The organism is Calothrix sp. UHCC 0171 (assembly GCF_034931845.1).
GTDB lineage: Bacteria > Cyanobacteriota > Cyanobacteriia > Cyanobacteriales > Nostocaceae > Brunnivagina.
Genome location: NZ_JAYGHN010000049.1, coordinates 13,189 through 29,590, shown reverse-complemented (window position 1 = coordinate 29,590; position 16,402 = coordinate 13,189). Strand labels below are relative to the sequence as shown.

The 16,402-nt window shown below is 39.2% G+C and carries 17 protein-coding genes; 10 read left to right on the top strand and 7 right to left on the bottom strand.

Annotation, left to right across the window (positions count from 1 at the left end; all coding sequences use genetic code 11):
* The first annotated feature begins 510 nt into the window (after positions 1-510).
* From VB733_RS24270 to VB733_RS24260, 3 genes are read left to right on the top strand one after another with little or no spacing between them, the layout of a single operon-like run.
* Positions 511-978 (top strand): hypothetical protein, encoded by a 468-nt coding sequence (locus VB733_RS24270; RefSeq protein ID WP_323342622.1) that lies wholly within the window; start codon positions 511-513, stop codon positions 976-978.
* 19 nt (positions 979-997) lie between these two features.
* Positions 998-1,252: a MarR family transcriptional regulator gene (locus tag VB733_RS24265; RefSeq protein ID WP_323342621.1), complete on the top strand. Its 255-nt coding sequence runs from the start codon at positions 998-1,000 to the stop codon at positions 1,250-1,252.
* 35 nt (positions 1,253-1,287) lie between these two features.
* The gene (locus VB733_RS24260) at positions 1,288-1,617 is read left to right on the top strand and encodes a hypothetical protein (protein ID WP_323342620.1); all 330 of its coding nucleotides are present in this window, start codon (positions 1,288-1,290) and stop codon (positions 1,615-1,617) included.
* A 157-nt stretch (positions 1,618-1,774) separates the two neighbouring features.
* Here the strand turns inward: VB733_RS24260 and VB733_RS24255 are convergent, their stop codons facing one another.
* Together VB733_RS24255 and VB733_RS24250 are read right to left on the bottom strand one after the other, a co-directional pair.
* On the bottom strand, positions 1,775-2,146 hold the full coding sequence (locus VB733_RS24255) for an Hsp20/alpha crystallin family protein (RefSeq protein ID WP_323342623.1): 372 nt from the start codon (positions 2,144-2,146) through the stop codon (positions 1,775-1,777).
* A 464-nt stretch (positions 2,147-2,610) separates the two neighbouring features.
* Complete coding sequence (locus tag VB733_RS24250) at positions 2,611-4,557, bottom strand: lipoxygenase family protein (protein WP_323342619.1); 1,947 nt, start codon at positions 4,555-4,557, stop codon at positions 2,611-2,613.
* Positions 4,558-4,931: 374 nt separating this feature from the next.
* Here VB733_RS24250 and VB733_RS24245 point away from each other — a divergent pair, with 374 nt between their 5' ends.
* The 3 genes from VB733_RS24245 (at position 4,932) to VB733_RS24235 (ending at position 6,539) form a co-directional block, all read left to right on the top strand.
* Positions 4,932-5,135, top strand: coding sequence for a type II toxin-antitoxin system VapB family antitoxin (locus tag VB733_RS24245; RefSeq protein ID WP_323342618.1), 204 nt, complete (start codon positions 4,932-4,934; stop codon positions 5,133-5,135).
* Complete coding sequence (locus tag VB733_RS24240) at positions 5,132-5,530, top strand: PIN domain-containing protein (RefSeq protein ID WP_323342617.1); 399 nt, start codon at positions 5,132-5,134, stop codon at positions 5,528-5,530. Before VB733_RS24245 ends, VB733_RS24240 begins: the two co-directional genes overlap by 4 nt.
* 412 nt (positions 5,531-5,942) lie before the next feature.
* Positions 5,943-6,539: a hypothetical protein gene (locus VB733_RS24235; RefSeq protein ID WP_323342616.1), complete on the top strand. Its 597-nt coding sequence runs from the start codon at positions 5,943-5,945 to the stop codon at positions 6,537-6,539.
* Between the two features lie 334 nt (positions 6,540-6,873).
* Here the strand turns inward: VB733_RS24235 and VB733_RS24230 are convergent, their stop codons facing one another.
* From VB733_RS24230 to VB733_RS24215, 4 genes are all read right to left on the bottom strand, one after another.
* Entirely contained in the window at positions 6,874-7,824 is a 951-nt protein-coding gene (locus VB733_RS24230; RefSeq protein ID WP_323342615.1) for a site-specific integrase, read from the bottom strand.
* Positions 7,825-8,007: 183 nt separating this feature from the next.
* On the bottom strand, positions 8,008-8,394 hold the full coding sequence (locus tag VB733_RS24225; protein WP_323342614.1) for an aspartyl protease: 387 nt from the start codon (positions 8,392-8,394) through the stop codon (positions 8,008-8,010).
* On the bottom strand, positions 8,385-8,771 hold the full coding sequence (locus tag VB733_RS24220; protein ID WP_323342613.1) for a hypothetical protein: 387 nt from the start codon (positions 8,769-8,771) through the stop codon (positions 8,385-8,387). The genes VB733_RS24225 and VB733_RS24220 overlap by 10 nt, the downstream gene beginning before the upstream one ends.
* The gene (locus tag VB733_RS24215) at positions 8,743-9,273 is read right to left on the bottom strand and encodes a hypothetical protein (protein WP_323342612.1); all 531 of its coding nucleotides are present in this window, start codon (positions 9,271-9,273) and stop codon (positions 8,743-8,745) included. The genes VB733_RS24220 and VB733_RS24215 overlap by 29 nt, the downstream gene beginning before the upstream one ends.
* 154 nt (positions 9,274-9,427) lie before the next feature.
* On the opposite strand from VB733_RS24215, the gene VB733_RS24210 reads away from it, so the two are divergent.
* Genes VB733_RS24210 through VB733_RS24195 form a run of 4 tightly spaced genes read left to right on the top strand, consistent with a single transcriptional unit; the run spans position 9,428 to position 14,967 of the window.
* Positions 9,428-11,557 carry a GNAT family N-acetyltransferase gene (locus VB733_RS24210; RefSeq protein ID WP_323342611.1) on the top strand — a complete coding sequence of 710 codons (2,130 nt, stop codon included), beginning with the start codon at positions 9,428-9,430 and terminating at the stop codon, positions 11,555-11,557.
* A gap of 21 nt (positions 11,558-11,578) precedes the next feature.
* On the top strand, positions 11,579-12,052 hold the full coding sequence (locus VB733_RS24205) for a hypothetical protein (RefSeq protein WP_323342610.1): 474 nt from the start codon (positions 11,579-11,581) through the stop codon (positions 12,050-12,052).
* Between the two features lie 51 nt (positions 12,053-12,103).
* The gene (locus VB733_RS24200; protein ID WP_323342609.1) at positions 12,104-13,735 is read left to right on the top strand and encodes an McrB family protein; all 1,632 of its coding nucleotides are present in this window, start codon (positions 12,104-12,106) and stop codon (positions 13,733-13,735) included.
* Complete coding sequence (locus VB733_RS24195; RefSeq protein ID WP_323342608.1) at positions 13,732-14,967, top strand: McrC family protein; 1,236 nt, start codon at positions 13,732-13,734, stop codon at positions 14,965-14,967. The genes VB733_RS24200 and VB733_RS24195 overlap by 4 nt, the downstream gene beginning before the upstream one ends.
* Positions 14,968-15,249: 282 nt before the next feature.
* Here VB733_RS24195 and VB733_RS24190 read toward each other — a convergent pair whose 3' ends face one another.
* Positions 15,250-16,134 carry a DUF4351 domain-containing protein gene (locus tag VB733_RS24190; protein ID WP_323342607.1) on the bottom strand — a complete coding sequence of 295 codons (885 nt, stop codon included), beginning with the start codon at positions 16,132-16,134 and terminating at the stop codon, positions 15,250-15,252.
* Positions 16,135-16,402 lie beyond the last annotated feature (268 nt).

The window sequence follows — 16,402 nt, the reverse complement described above, 5'->3', positions numbered from 1 at the left end:
GAAGTATGTTAAATGTCGCTTGATTAACACTTGTGATTTAAATTATTAATAAATTGTTAAGCAAATATTAAGAAAAGATAATTAGGATTTGTGTAAAAATAATCTGGAAGATTATTATAGTTACGAGTTTTCCAAACTATTTCATTTTTTATAATGTATATTTCGTATATTTAAATGATAAGTTATTTAAGGCGTAACTCTTATTTAGTAAGGCTTTCAGAGATTACAATTGTAGTTTTATAACAAGATTGTTTTTATTTTTATAGAAAAAAAAAGCAATAAAAATCATTTTAATTTTTCAATTTTGAGTCTTAGAAATAGTGACATATTAGCATAAAGAAGTATTGCAATTATCACAACCAAACAAGCACTGAGTAATCATCCTGCTACAATTGCCTTGCTCCCAACCAGTAAGTATTATAGCCTTTCCTAGGCTACTGAGGTACGCATAAACCTTTCCAACTAGGAATAAGCCGCTAAAATGTACTTCACTAGGTTGGGAACCGCTATATGCCCCAAGGCTTCAAACCCCAACCAACCAAAATCGATAAATTAGTCGAGCAAGCAGTGCGTCATGCTCAAAAGCGTAATCCTAAAGCCCTCGACCAAATATTTGACAATTTACCCGTCAAGATGAATAAGCGTGTACTAGATGGTGCTGTTGCAGTGTTAACTCAAGACATCGACACCTTAGCTTGGTTGTGTGGATATTTTGCAGGGGAAATTAACAGTGCTTCAGACAACGACAAACCTAACCAACCCATCATCCTAATTTCTAAACTACTCATCAAATACAAAATGCAGCCGTTTGTTGACTTTATGCCCTATGTTGGCTGTCGAATTTCTATACTTGATGTCGATAAATTTGAAGCGCTGCCAGCCAAAGTGCAAGAAGTAGTGCAAGCAGGGTTTCACGCAATAGAAATGACTGATGAAGAAATGAAACGGATGAATGATGCATTGATGGAAGAATGGTGATGGAGTAGGAGTATCGTGCTTGTTGGACAGATTAATGGAACGCAAATATACCGCAAAACAAGGACAATACTTAGCTTTTATTTACTACTACACGAAGCTCAATGCTTGTCCACCATCTGAGGCTGATATGCAACGTTATTTTAAGACAACACCACCTACAGTACACAATATGGTGGTAACTTTGGAAAAGCTGGGATTAATTGAGCGAGTACCCAGACAAGCCCGTACCATTCGCGTGCTATTACCAAGGGAAGCACTGCCAGATTTGGATTAATAAAAGTATTAAAATAGCTAATCAAAAATAAATTTATGCGAATATTATTGATTGCCAATACTATTTTTGAAGTGGGAGTAGGCATTGTATTTCTGTTTTTTCCCACTCTAATTATTAAAGATAGTGCCTTAGCGATTTCTTTATTGCGGATAATTGGATGTGGTGCTTTAGCTTTCGGTGTTTTGAGTTTGTTAATGATGAATGTAACCGATATAAAAGTATTGCAACCGGGATTAATTGCGTTATCTATTTTTCATACAGGAGCAGCAATTTCTCAAATTTATGGCTTGACAAATGGCACAGCTAATATACCCGTAATCATTGCACATTCATTGTTTGCAGTTTCGTTTCTCGGTGTTTCCTAGCAGCAAATTAGATAAAGGTTAATAACCACAAAAAAGCCCAGTTGACTCAACGCCAGTCCGTACAACGGGATGAACCCCCGCACGCGGCTGGCTCAACAACCAGGCTGACACATCACTCTGTCAACTAAAAACAGTTCATTACAAAGAGAGGGAAACCTTAATGTTGTTCCAAGTTGACTTTCACTACTTTGTTTTTTTCTTCCTCAGCTTTTGGTAATGTCAAATTCAAAATGCCGTCTTTATATTCAGCAGTAACATTGGTATTTTGAACTTTTGTTTTCAGGGGAATTACACGCTGATATTTACCGTAGTAAAACTCAGAACGAGTACCTTCTTTATGTTCGATTTTACGCTCTGCTACTACTTTTACAGCATTGGCGGTAACTTCAATATCTACATCTTTTGCTTCCACAACAGGAAGTTCGAGTTTTAGGTGTAGTGCATCTTCGGTTTCTGTTAATTCGGCTGCGGGAGTTCTAAATGTGGGTGCTTGTAAATCTGTAAATAGACTGTCAAGTTGACGTTGAATAGTATTAAATTCAGCCCAAGGATTGTATAGCGGTTCCCAACCTAGTGAAGTACATTTTAGCGGCTTATTCCTAGTTGGAAAGGTTTATGCGTACCTCAGTAGCCTAGGAAAGGCTATAACGTGCAATAGCCATATATTTAACTCCTAGCTTTTGTCTGTTTGTTCGAGGTTTTAGTTTATTTATTTGATTCTTATATTAATGATGATTAAAAGTAGTGTAAATTCGGTTTTTATCACTTAATTATTGATGAATACCGACCAAGAAAATAGGGTGAATTCAAGGTACGGTAAACTCCAATATTATTGGTACATTTTACCCGAATAATAACATAATTTACATAGAGCCTAGTAGTCTACCAACCCCAAAATTATGGGTGGAAGTCAGGCATCAGGGAGTGTTAATAAAATAAATCGACCCTTCAAAGTTTCCTTGGTGAACTACTAGTTTAAAACTTTGACAATTCCTATCCACTGACACTATTCGACATCCGAGAGGGTAGAAAAGCAGGGTAGCATTCTTGGCGACGTTTATTAAGTATTTTAATCCGTTTTTCTACTGACTCTAAGCGATTCTGCAAACCTCTGAGAACCCTAATGGCTTGAGGGTCTTGAAAACTATTTGTACCGAAGTCTGTAAATGCCTTAGGGTCGCGCTTGGTACCAACTAACGACATAAACTGGACTTGAGTAAGGCTTGGCTTGACTCCAGGTAGGAAATTCGTGAGGCTATTTTCATTTGCAAATTTTCCTTTGGTTGTGGGAATAGGCTGATAAAGCGCTCCGGGCATATTAGGAATAAAAGCCATATATTGATATTGAGTCCAAGCGATCGCTGAGTGTTGCGGGCCTGCGGTGAAAATAATTATTGTCAAAATATTTATCAATTGTTCGCGGTTCGTCAAGCTTGCTGGTAATGAAACTATACCAAAACCACCTTCGCTAACGGGTTTCCGTAAAGCTTGGAACCATTTTTGTAGCTCGAAATCTTCGCGGATATCTCGGTTGGATTTGTAGTAAATTCCGATATATTTACTCACATATTCTTCTAAGGCATTCCAGACGAGCAAGCCATCGTCTCGATAGGGAAAATCTTGCAGAATCGAAGAATTATCAACACCGCGCTGACGTAAATTAGTAGGGAGTGCAAAGTTGCTGAAGTTGTTGCAAAAGTCAGATACCCCTCTGTCGGTGAGTTTGAGTGAGCTTTCCAAAGTGCCCGGTAAGATAATATCTACCGCTCCTCCCGGATTAATCAACACCTGATCACCAAGGCTATTAATTGCCATTGTAAACTCAAGATGAGGTTTTAAGAGTACATTGACGGGATGGCGAGCAGCTAGTTCGCGTACTGTTGCTAAGGCGATTGGTTCTATTATCAAATGAGTCTGTCCCAAGTGACGATACAGCTGATTAACGTAGAAATCAGCCATCTGGGCAATTAATTTGGCTAAAGTCCAATCTACGCCATCTAAAGGTGTGCAAAGTAAACTTTCTCCTGGCACCTGTCCCAACTGGATAGCAATGGGGATTAACTGAAAATCGCCGCGAATCCTTGCAGCATAATAGAGGGCAATGGGGGCGCACAAATATTGCTTTTCCTTCGGTGTCACGCTATCAAGTACCGCATAGTCGGTGACAAATAAACTCCCTTCTCGAATAGCGCTGTTGAGATTCTGATTATTATTAATTGGTTTTCTGCCTCTTGTCGCGCCCAGTACAGCTTGAAAGATTTCATCCGTTATCCCCATTTTATCGCGAAGACTGTAACCCAGTTTGAGAACGTTCTTCAGTTCCATGGGATTGCAGCCAGAAAGACGCTGTCGCGCAAATACATCATCGTTGCGGAAGGTTTTAGCAATACCTGGTAATGGCAAAACGGGAAACAACGCCGCGTAGTCATCGAAGCTTTGAAAAGGTTGAGGATTGCTGAGAAATGCTTGTTGATTGGCTGCTATTTTGTCCGATAAGATGACTCGATTATTGTTATATTTTTCTGAAAATGCTTCTTGAGGGGGTAAAGTCTTCACCTTTGCAGAGTTCGGTAGCCGTAACCCTGTCTGGTATTCTTCGCGAGCCTTGCCCAACTGAAGCAGGCGTTCTTGTTGAGTTGCTTTTGTATCCTTTTGAGGTAAGCTGGGAATGTTGGGATTCTTTGGTGGTTTAGGTTTTGAGGGTTGATTTTCATTGGATAGTAAAGTTTCCAAACCCGGATTGCAATTTTCAGAATTACCTGTTGCACTAGCTTGTGAGGGTTTATTCCCACCGAACAGTAACATTTCTATACCCGGAGTAGCAGCTACAGCCATTAGCATCATCATGCTACGACGTGATAAAACATATGTATCTATTAACTCTTGTCGTCGTTGTTTTGGAGTCGGCGATCGCATTTTTATTTCCCCTGTAAAATTCATAGTTTAGTAATGTATGAAAAAGCATTACCATTTTTATACATGGCTAAAAAGTTTATTCCGTAAACTCTACGAATACAAATTAACTATTTTCAGAAAATCTATTAGTCGGCGTGTAGGACTTCAAACAATACCAGTGTTGAGGGGAATTAGAGTTTGGAACTTGCCGTAATAAAACTCAGAACGAGTACCTTCTTTAGGTTCTGATTTAGGTTCTGATTTAGGTTCTCCTACTACCTGCTACTACTTTTATGGAATATCAAGCAAAAAAATGGGAAGAGGGAGAATTACCGCAAAACTTATTTATAATAGATAAGGATGTGTATTTTCTCTAATGTAAAGTATCATCAATTTATCACCTCTGTTGGAGTTAAATAATGCCAGAAAATAATCTCCAAATAGATGAAAGTCTTCTCCAAGAAGCCCTTGCCTTAGGTAATTACCAAAGCAGTAGTGCAGTCGTTGAAGCTGCTTTGCACGAGTATATTCAACGTCGCAAACAACTCCAAGTTATGGAATTGTTTGGCACAATTGACTACGAATCTGATTACAACTATAAACAGCAGCGACAAAAGACATGAGTGTTATTGTCGATACATCTGTTTGGTCACTCGCTTTACGCCGAAATACACCAGATGATGCGGCAGATATCATCAATTATTTCCGTGATTTGATTACTAATGGACGGGTTGTTTTATTGGGAGCTATTCGTCAAGAGATTATTTCTGGTATCCGTCATATTGAGCAGTTTACGAAATTGCGAGATTATCTCCGTGCTTTTCCAAATTTAGAACTGACTATAGCAGATTATGAACTAGCGGCTGAGTTTTTTAACACCTGTCGTAGTAATGGTGTTCAAGGTTCAAATACGGATTTTTTGATATGTGCAGCCGCAGTCAATCGTGGCTACAGTATTTTGACTACAGATAAGGATTTTGAGAATTTTCAAGTACACATCCCAGTTGTGTTGCTATAATATCATGTCCGGTCACTGCACCAGCCAGGTTGTCAAAATGCCATTTAGCATCTGCGATCGCCCTCGCAAATTTTGACCTGAGAAGTCCTGTGGAATAACTAGGTAAATAAAAAACCTGTATTCTGATTTTTATACACCCTTAGTATTAAATATTCCAGATTTTAATACAAAATTAACTTCGACAATCAGCAGAATTACTGTAAAGCGTAAGTAAAACGTTGTTCAATAGCCAAAGGCGATACTTGTCAGATAAGCTTTTGAGGCTGGCAACAAACTACTAAAAAATGGGTTGAGCAATTCCAATTAACTACACTGCAAAAGTTCATTAGTTAAAGAAAAATCACTTCTCTTGCTCGATGTCTTGCTTAAAGCTCTAAACTATCTACACAAGCGTATATAACCGGGTGTAGACATGGCAAAAGTCGAGCGCGAATCTATTAACTTCAAACTGCCCAAACCCTTAGCAGATGCCCTTCGAGCCAAAGCAGTCGAACTCAACACCACCGCCACAGATTTAGTCATTCAGGGCTTACACCACGTTTTAGGCAATGTTCCTGGTGTAGAAAATAGTGTAGAAATTCGTCTATACCAGTTGGAAGAAGAATTTTTCCGTTTTCAAGAAAGCATCAACGAAGATAATCCAAATCAAAGTAGTACAAATCCCCAACAGGAAACCAGATTAACGAGTGTTGAAGCTAAACTTGAAGCCTTAACCAACAAACTTGCAAAGTTTGAGGGTGCATTGATGCAGATGCAAAGTAGTATTAACGCATCAAAATCCCGGAGTCGTTCGAGTTACGCTGCAAATTACCATGCTCCACCACCACAAATCGAACCACTCGATGAAGAAACATTTGCTCTTAGGCTTGGTAGTAATGTCCCCACAGTACAAGAAAATCGTGCAACCTGGAGCCAAGAACAATTTGAAAGCTGGTGTTGCGATCGCGATCCGATTAAACGCAAGTGGCGGTATAACAACAAAGATGGCAAATACCATCCCGTTAAATAGCTACAAAATCTAATGTCTATAACAGTTCTGGGGGAAACAGGCGATAAATCTCCGAGCGATCGCTTTATACAGGACTGGAAGCCTATCGCACCCATCACCCCCACATTTCCCACAGAACTGAACTGAATCGCTTGTTATTCTCCCTACTTAATAGTGTTCTTGTACCAATCACAAGAAAACCTCAGAACCCCACCGTGAATGCGTGGGGTTTTTACTTTGTGCGTCCATGTCCAATAAATGGGAGATGGTTTTGAGACACCCTTTATTTGCAGTTAATGTGGTTTCAAAATTGGCTTGTTTGCAGTTCCTACATATATCCAGTGAAATAGCTACGCTAAAAATCTAATTTTTGTACGGCTTTACGTTTAACTTCCTCACCCCTGCGGTCGTATCTAGCGGTGGTTTCCACAGAAGCATGACCTGCTAATTTTTGCACGGTGACAATATCAATCCCAGCATCTAACAAATCCGAGCAAAATGTCCGCCTAAAATCATGGGGGCTAAAGGATTCTACACCAGCTTGTTTTGCCCTGCGCCGCACAATTTTTAATACCGCATCCGGGCACATCTGCCGCAGTTGCATTTCTCCACCCTTGCGGATGGGACATAACAATGATCCTGGTTCATCACCCCTAACTTCAATCCAAGTTTTAACCAATGAGATTGCACTCTGGGGTAAATAAACCAACCTATCCTTCCCACCTTTACCCTGCCGCACTGACAACGCGCCAATTTCCGGGTTAAAGTCCTTCAATTCTAGGCTAGCCGCCTCAGCCCGTCGCAATCCAGCACCGCGCAGTATGGCAATCAACGCCCCATCCCTCGCACCACTGGGTGTCAAATCAGCTTTACAAATATCAATTAAATTGCTAATCTCATTTTTACTTAAAGCTCTACCTTTAAGTAAGGAATTACCTTTTATACTTTGAAAATCCACAGCTTTAGAATAGTCGAGGGGGTCAATCAAGTCTAACCGAACTGCTTCTTTTAGTACCCTCCTCAAAGCACACAGCATTTTATTCGCCGTCGCTGGAGCATATTTCTGTTTCAAAACTGTACGTATCGCCGAAGTATGTTTATACCGCAATGCCGCCCAATTTAACGTAGATGCATCACATTCACCATTTGTTAGCAAGTATGCGATCGCATTTAAAGTCTGCTGCATCGTTGGCAACGACCCCTCACTCAAAGATGCCAAATATACAGATGCTGGATGCTGATTCAACGGCACCGGAGACGTTAATCTTAGACTTTGAGATTCACCATACGAGAGCAGCAAGGACATTTGCTCTTTAGAACTTTTATTCTAGATAGTAATTCTCTCACCAAGACCCATCACAATCGCTACTCGTCAAGTAAGAGTTTACATTTCTTTAATACAAGGGTGCTTTTAAAGGTAATACGCACACAACTTGGGGCGAAACCGATAAATATGATTTCGGCGATCGCAGAGAACGATATTTACCAGTTATGTGTCACTTGAGAGCATTTCAAGCGTTAATATTCCTCTCGGTTTATTGACAACCAACTCCATAATATCCAACCACAACGAACCCATGATGGTATCGGGAATATCGTCGCCAACGTGAACAGGTATGATGATTTCAATGCCATCGATAATTACTTTGCCTTCGTGGATGTTAAACCGTGCGTCCCCTCTTGCTGTCGTCATCTCAACCTGTGAGACTAGCAGCGACCATCCCAAGGCTTCCAGGTCTTGGGTATTGATGGCTAACCATCCGTCGGTAAATCCGGTATCAAACAGGGCTTCAACGAAAAACTCCTCACCCGATACGGCTACAAGCTGAATTTCAAAGTATAGCTCGCCGTTGTCTCCAAACGAACCTACACCCATAATCTGCCGCAGCTTCCCGTATCGTTGAGCCGGAAAATTGTTAGTTTTACCTCGTCAGTGTTGCCGTAAACTTCACGGATTTTTTGGGTTATCCCTAAAAGTGTGGGGTCGAGGAGATACTGTTCCGTGTCGGGGTCGATGGCAATATGCCAATTGTAATGTGCTTCGATGAGTTGGGGACGCAAGCGCTCAAAAATGGGACGACACCTTGCAGCTAGGGCATCTCGTTGTTGTTGGCGATGATTTTTTTCGGCTGCTGGTATGGGGGATGGTGGCAAGATGCGGGTGCGTCGTGGGTGGGATATTTGTGTCATATCAATATATATAGTTTGTCTTTGAATATTTTTATTATTGCCCGATGGGATGGTAAAATCCATCCGAGCGATATTCCCACCCAAACGAACGCGGGTCACGGTTGCGGGTATAACTGATAAATTCTGCGGTGGTGAGTTTTTCCCGTTCGCTTTCAAGTGTTGCTGCGGTTAACCCCAGTCGCTTGGCTAAATTTTCTGCTGGGAAGGCTTCCAGTTCGACTGTTGGTTGATGGTGCGGGTTGTAGGAATTGGAGCGATTTCTTGAGTTTTGGCTGTTTCGGGTGGTACGAATTGCCGTTTCGATTTTTTCTAACTTTTGCAGTAGGGTTTGGCGATCGCTTTTGAGTTGAGTTTCGAGTCGATCTAATTTTTCTTCCAGGTGCTTGGTATTTGTGGGAAGAGAGTTGATATCATTTTTGCTATCAATTTCGGCAATAACATCCTGAAGGCTTTGTAGGAGGGCAGTTGTATATCCTTCTCGATGCAACCGGGATAATTCGCGGACTGCTGGAATTAGGGCAGTAGGAACGCGAAGCATTTGGCTTTTTGGCAGGGGTTCGCTCATGCTGATATCAAAATTGCTATCAGTTAATTTTACCAGTAATAACACGTTTCCATCACCAAATTAAATGTGGAGTGTGTAAAAAACCACACTGAAAACAAACAGGGATTTACCATTAAATCAGAAAGCTAAAAATAACTGTTCAAGGCAACCAAAAGTGGCAACTGACGCACAAATCAAAATTGAAGCGATAGATAACCATTCTCCACACTTAGAAACGGTCAGAAAACTGTGGCGAGCTAACTCAAAAACACTTGGTAATTTTCCCAAAGGAGCATTTGAGGAACATGCAGCGCGTCGTCAAATCCTTGTAGCGCTTGATTCTGAAGGTAGCTGCGTTGGATATCTGTTATACCGACGTTCGCGGGACTGGTTTGCGATTGCTCATCTATGTATCGATCCAGATTGTCGGGGTAAGGGAGTAGCCAAACAACTTGTCGAACACCTCAAGCAAATAACAACATCTTCTCGCGGAATTAAGCTAAAGTGCCGTCGGGATTATAACCTACAAGGGATGTGGTCAAGCTTTGGCTTTATTCCCACATTGGATGTAGAAGCCAAGGCTAAAAATAAGAAACTTACTATTTGGGTGTTAGAACACAATCCTCTTCCTCTATTTTCTACAATAATTCAGCAGCAACTTGAGTCTAAGTTGTGTGCAATGATTGCTCCTGATATTTTCTGTGATTTATATACAGAGGAAAATACTGAAAATATTGATAGCGGAGAGGAGAATATATTATTAGCTGACTGGGTACAGACTGAATTAAATTTGTGCATCAATGATGAAATTTTTAATCAAATTAACCGAATTGATAACATTCAAGAGAGGGATAGTCAGCGTTATTTTGCACAATCATTTACTTGCTTACCTTGTAATAATCACAGATTGGAAGATAATCTTAATCTTCTGCAAAAAATAATCAGAATAAATAACTTTATAATTGATGAATATAACTTACGTTATCTGGCTAGGAGTATCACATCTGAATCTCATGTATTTTTAACTAGAGATAAACAATTATTAGATTTAGCAGATGTAATTTATGAACAATTTAGGCTATCAGTTATTTATCCTGAAGAACTTATTTTGCAAATGGATGAGTTGAGGGATAAACCTGACTATCAACCTATACGTCTTTCTGGTACTTCTTTGGAAGAAATACAGGTAAAAAGTGGACAAGAAGATGTTTTAGCTAATTATTTTTATAACTCTACAATTCCAGAAAATAAAGCAGAATTTCAACAGCAATTACGACGCTATTTAGCAGAACCTGATAAATTTGAATGTGTTGTTGTGAGAGAAAAAGATAATCTGCTTGCTTTAATTGTGTATGGAAGACAGAAAAAACAGGAACTAGAAATCCCGATACTTCGAGTTGGAAATCATAATCTTTCGTCTACTCTTGCACGTCATATAATTTTTAAATCTATATTAAAATCTGCTAGCGAACAGCGACATTTTACAAGAATAACTGACCCATATCTAGAAGATGCTGTTACCGAAGCTATTCAAGAAGATGCTTTTGTAAAGGTTCTGAATGGGTGGCTGAAAGCAAATTTATCGGTTGTAAAAACTTCCTCCGAATTATCGGAGTATATTACTAGCTTAGTCTCTAATTTTGGAGAAGAATATAATTTTATTCGAGAACTTGCTAATAACCTTAATAATGAAACTCTAGTTATAGATGCTCAATCAGCAGTAGATATTGAACGATTTCTTTTTCCTGCAAAAATTACTGATTCTGAAATTCCTACCTTTATTATCCCTATTCAACCTAGATGGGCTTCATGTTTATTTGATGAACATTTAGCGAATCAAATGCTTCCTTTGGATGGATTTGGAGCTAAACCAGAATTAGCATTTAATCGTGAAGCAGTTTATTATCGATCTGTTAAAAACGACAGGGGGTTAAATTCCCCTTGTCGAATTCTCTGGTATGTTAGTGAGACTCAACATGAAGGTAAAGGTAAAGGTTTCCAAAATGTTGGTCATATTCGTGCTTGTTCATATGTAGATGAGGTAATTATTGGTAAACCTAAAGAACTTTACCAACGTTTTCAAAGACTAGGAGTTTATAAATTAAGTAATGTTGAAAATATACCAAAAGATAAAAAAAGTGGAAATATTATGGCGATTAGATTTAGTGATACAGAATTATTTAATAATCCTGTATCTTATCAAGAATTACAGCAAGTTTTGAATAAAAATAATTTATTGCTTGTCTCTCCCAATGAAATTAATAAAGAGTCATTTATAAGGTTGTATAATTTAGGAAATAGATAATTTTATATATAGAAATTTATCATGCCATGCAACATACTTTTAATCTCAATTAAGCCTGAGTATGCCAATAAAATTTTTGAGGAAAAAACTAAACAAGTAGAATTACGTAGAGTGCGAACTCGTGTGAAAACAGGAGATATTGTTGTTGTGTATGCATCATCTCCTAAAAAAACTTTTTTAGGCTTTTTTGAAGTAAATTTTGTTGTTGAAAAAGAAGCTTCAAAAAATGATTTAAAAGAATTCTGGAAACAAGTTAAAGACCATGCTGGTATCAAACGCAAAGAATTTTATAAATATTATGAAGGAGCATCAGTCGCAGTAGGAATTTTTTTGATAAATGCCAAAAAATTTGAACAGCCTATTGAATTGCATCGTTTAAAGGATAAAATATCTTACTTGCGCCCACCTCAAAGCTATCGTTATCTTAATGAAACAGAATATAAAACTATTATGCTTCTAGGTGGAGAAAATTTATCCACTATGGCAAACAACTAATATTAAGTATTAAGATGGATTCTCCTATGCTATTGTATCAGCAATAACTGAATGAGTACAAAAAAACTATATAGTAACCAAAAGATTTTTATTTCAGGGAAAAATAACGATTTTATCAAATTATTTAAAGAATTTATCAGTTCTTATCCTTATACCCCTGATGGGCTGCGTCATCAGAAGGCTTATCATGAGCAGCGCCAGAAAGCAAGGGAGAATTTTCAAGCAATTGTCTCTGCCAATAAGTCTGGAGAAGATATAAATGAGGCAGTTCTGCTACAACTTCTCCCCTATGCACAAACGACTAACAATAGTCGAAGAAATGTTTGGATTCATCATGCCCCGGCAATCACCAAAGATATTAAGGAGTGGTTTGAAGGTGCAGGTTGGACAAAATCAGAAGACTGGTCAAAAATAGCTCAAGCAATTTTTAATTTCATTTGTCGCTGTAATAATTACCCTGCTCAGTTGGCAGAAGCTTGTAAGGAGTTTTCAACATTAGATTATAGCAAAGGCTTCCAAACAGGAATACTCACACCTATCCTGAATGCACTTCGACCGGATGACTTTTTGTTAATTAATAAGAAATCACGACCAGTTATTAATTACTTTACAGGAAAATCTCATAATCAGAAGCTAACAGATTATCCAGCTATTAATGCAACAGGAAAAACATTAATTGCCGAATTGGCTCCTGATATGCGTCAGTCTGGTATACCATCTATGCGAGATGATGACTTATTTGATATGTTTTGTCATTGGCTGGTTGCTGTTAAAAAGTATGACTTTGGTGGTAAGGAAAGTCCGCCAATGGATGAACTTAGCGAATTTACTTTTGATGTTGAAGCAATAGAAATGCAACCAGAATATTCCCTCAGTCAATGTGCATTGGATACTGGAATCGAAGAGAAGACGCTTGAAAACTGGTTAAAGGCAATAGAGCGTAAAAAGCAGGCGATTTTCTACGGACCTCCAGGCACAGGTAAAACATATGTTGCCCAAAAACTGGCTAAATATTTGGTTGGAGGCAGCGATGGTTTTGTGGATATTGTCCAGTTTCACCCTGCTTATACTTATGAGGACTTCGTACAAGGCATTCGCCCACAACGAATTGATGGAGAACTTGATTATCCACTAGTTAATGGACGGTTTCTCGATTTTTGTGAGGAGGCATGTCGCCGTCAAAGTATATGCGTACTGATTATAGATGAAATCAACCGTGCCAATGTTGCCCGCGTTTTTGGTGAGTTGATGTATTTGTTGGAGTACCGCAACGAAAAAATGTTTTTGGCAGCAGGTGAGGTGTTTAGCATTCCCACAAATGTACGAATTATCGGCACAATGAACACGGCAGACCGCTCAATTGCGTTAGTAGACTATGCCCTTCGTCGTCGCTTTGCTTTTATTCCTCTGTGCCCAAACTATGAGATTCTGCGCTGTCGTCACTTAGATACTGGTTTTCCGGTGGAGAAGTTGATTCAAAAGCTGAACGAGTTGAACAAAGCAATTAGTAATCCCCACTTCGTTGTGGGTATCAGCTATTTCCTGCGAGATGACTTAGTTGACCAAATTGAGAGTATTTGGCAACTTGAGATCGAGCCATATTTGGAAGAATATTTTTTCGATCAACCCAGTCAAGTTGAGCAGTTTCGCTGGAACAAAGTCAAGAAGCAAATTTACCCATGAATGTAACATCACCACAAATAATAGAGTTAACTGAGTATGTTCCTTACGTTTTGCCGCGATCGCTGCTTTCCGATGCGGTGGGAGAAATGTTGTGGCGTGACTACGGTACTCAGGTGAATGTGGACTTCCCTTCTCCAAAAACAGGCGATCGCTGGCGACTAACTGCTCAAGGATGGGTTGGTCATATTCCCTTAACAAGTGAACATCACATTGCCCTGCGTCCCAAAGTCAAGCTAGGTAATCTTCTGGGAATGCTGGAGTATGCCTATGACCTCAAAAGTTTTCACTTTTTGGAGGGATTGGTTGATTGCCAAACTTTAGAGGAATTTTATGAACGGCTGGCTGATATTTTGGCTCGTCGCATTCTCAACCGAGGTCGTCAGGGTTTTTACTGTGCTTACATCCCCAAGACAGAACATTTGCCTTATATTCGGGGACGTATTGATATACAACAGATGGTGACTCGACCGTGGGATACTAATATTCAGTGTCATTATGAAGAACATACCGCAGACGTTGAAGAAAATCAAATTCTCGCTTGGACGCTTTGGTGTATTGCTCGTAGCGGTTTGTGTACGGAACGGGTAATGCCAACGGTGCGCTGTGCGTATCATCTAGTACAGGGATTGGTGACATTGCAACAGTGTAATCCGAGAACTTGTATAGGACGACAATATAACCGCCTAAATGAAGACTATCGTTCCTTACACGCGCTTTGCCGCTTCTTTTTGGAACATATTGCACCTAGTCATGAAACAGGTGCAAACGCGACATTACCTTTTTTGGTTAATATGTCGCAACTTTACGAACGCTTTGTGGCTCTTTGGCTGAAAGCGCATCGGGAAACAGCATTGAAGAGGCAAGCGTTAGATATCCAGTCCCAAGAAAGAGTTTATTTAGGTCAGGCTCAGACATTATACTTTGACATTGACTTAGTAATCTATGATACAGCAACAGGGATAGCCAAATATGTTTTAGATACAAAGTACAAAGCTGCTGATAAACCAGCTTCTGGTGATATTAGTCAGATGGTTGCCTATGCGGAAGCGAAAGGATGTCAGGAGGCAATTTTAATTTATCCAACACCCTTGGCAGAACCGTTGAATATCAAAGTTGGTAATATTCGAGTTCGCAGTTTGACTTTTTCTCTTGCAGGAGATTTAGAACAGGCGGGTTATGATTTTTTACAGAATTTACTGGGTGTTGATATTTTGGCTCTTATTGGGGAATAGGTGAATAAGCACTCAACACCTTTAACCTGCATATAAAAAATTGCTATAACTAAGAGTGGAGTAGGAATTATGAAGAGCCATTTTATGCAGATTAAATGCTGAACAGCTTACGCCGCTCGAGCTTGAATCGGAGAGGTCATCCCCAACTTTTCTACAATTTAACTAGTTTAGGGACTTGCAATTAAATAATATACCGATATACCAATCAGACTTTACGGTTTTATACTGGATTCAGAGTTTTCATCTGGTACTTTATTTTGACGCTAGTCCCTTGCCGATGATTTATCCTTCTTGTTGATTCAACCAAGCTTCTAAATCGGCAACACCAGAAAAGTCTAACAATGCCTCTCCTAAATTCTCTAATTGTTCGATCGATAGTCCTCGAACTCGCTCGATTAATGATGCATTAATTTCACCAATACGGCAATTGAGCAAACGCAGAATTAAACGTTGCTCTCCTGACTGTATAGCTTGTTCTTTGTCTCTTTGATAAAGTGGTTCCAATCGCATAATTAACTCCCTGTCCTCTTCTTCTAATTCTTGATTTACTCTCAAATTTTCGCGCAGGTTATAAACTAATTCGAGTATTGCTTGCTGGTATGGATGATTTAATGGTAGCGCTTGCAGCTCGACAATGGCTTGTTCCTGAACCCTTCCTCTACCCAAAACCCTCAACCATAACGTTTCTGGTGTGAGCGGTAGTTGGTGTATGGCAACAATTGCTGTCCGTAAGGCATCACCTAAAAAGTATACTCCAGGAACAAATTCCTCTTTTCGGTTAACGTTAAAGCTGGATAATATTGCTGGAGATGCAGTTGGAGTCAGAACCCACAATTTGGGTATTGTCTCTTCTTGGAGTTTGGTTTTGTTTCCCTTAGCTTCCCGTCGCAGTTCGGCTTTGACTTCTAATAATTTCACTATGCAATCGCAGATTTCATCGCTAGAAGCAGGATTGCGAAATGGCTCTAATATTGCAGGATATTCGGCGAATCTTCCCAGCAATCCTAGCAGTTGTAAATTAGCGGTTTGTCGCGCTGAAGGAGTAAATAAAACATCTATTTCTTTAATCTCTCCAGAAACTTTTTCTGATGGCTTAACTTCTCCATAATCTTTTAGTAACTCTTCAAGGTAGTCTTTGGCGAATTGGTCATGTATAAAGCGCGTCATTTAATTTGATTGCTGAATTTATCTAGATGCAACTAATATTATTTTACCTGTTTTTATACATTTTAATAATGAACAAAATGTATTTTAATTACTTGGATTCAGTCGCTCTTACTTATAAAAATATAATTGCGTTATCGCGATGCATTGCGGGATGGAGATACATGTTAAATACAATTGAATAAATAAAAATAATGAAATTTCAACTAATACTCATCCGTCACTTGAAGCTGACTTCATACCACTGCCAATAAATTCTAAATATGCTTGC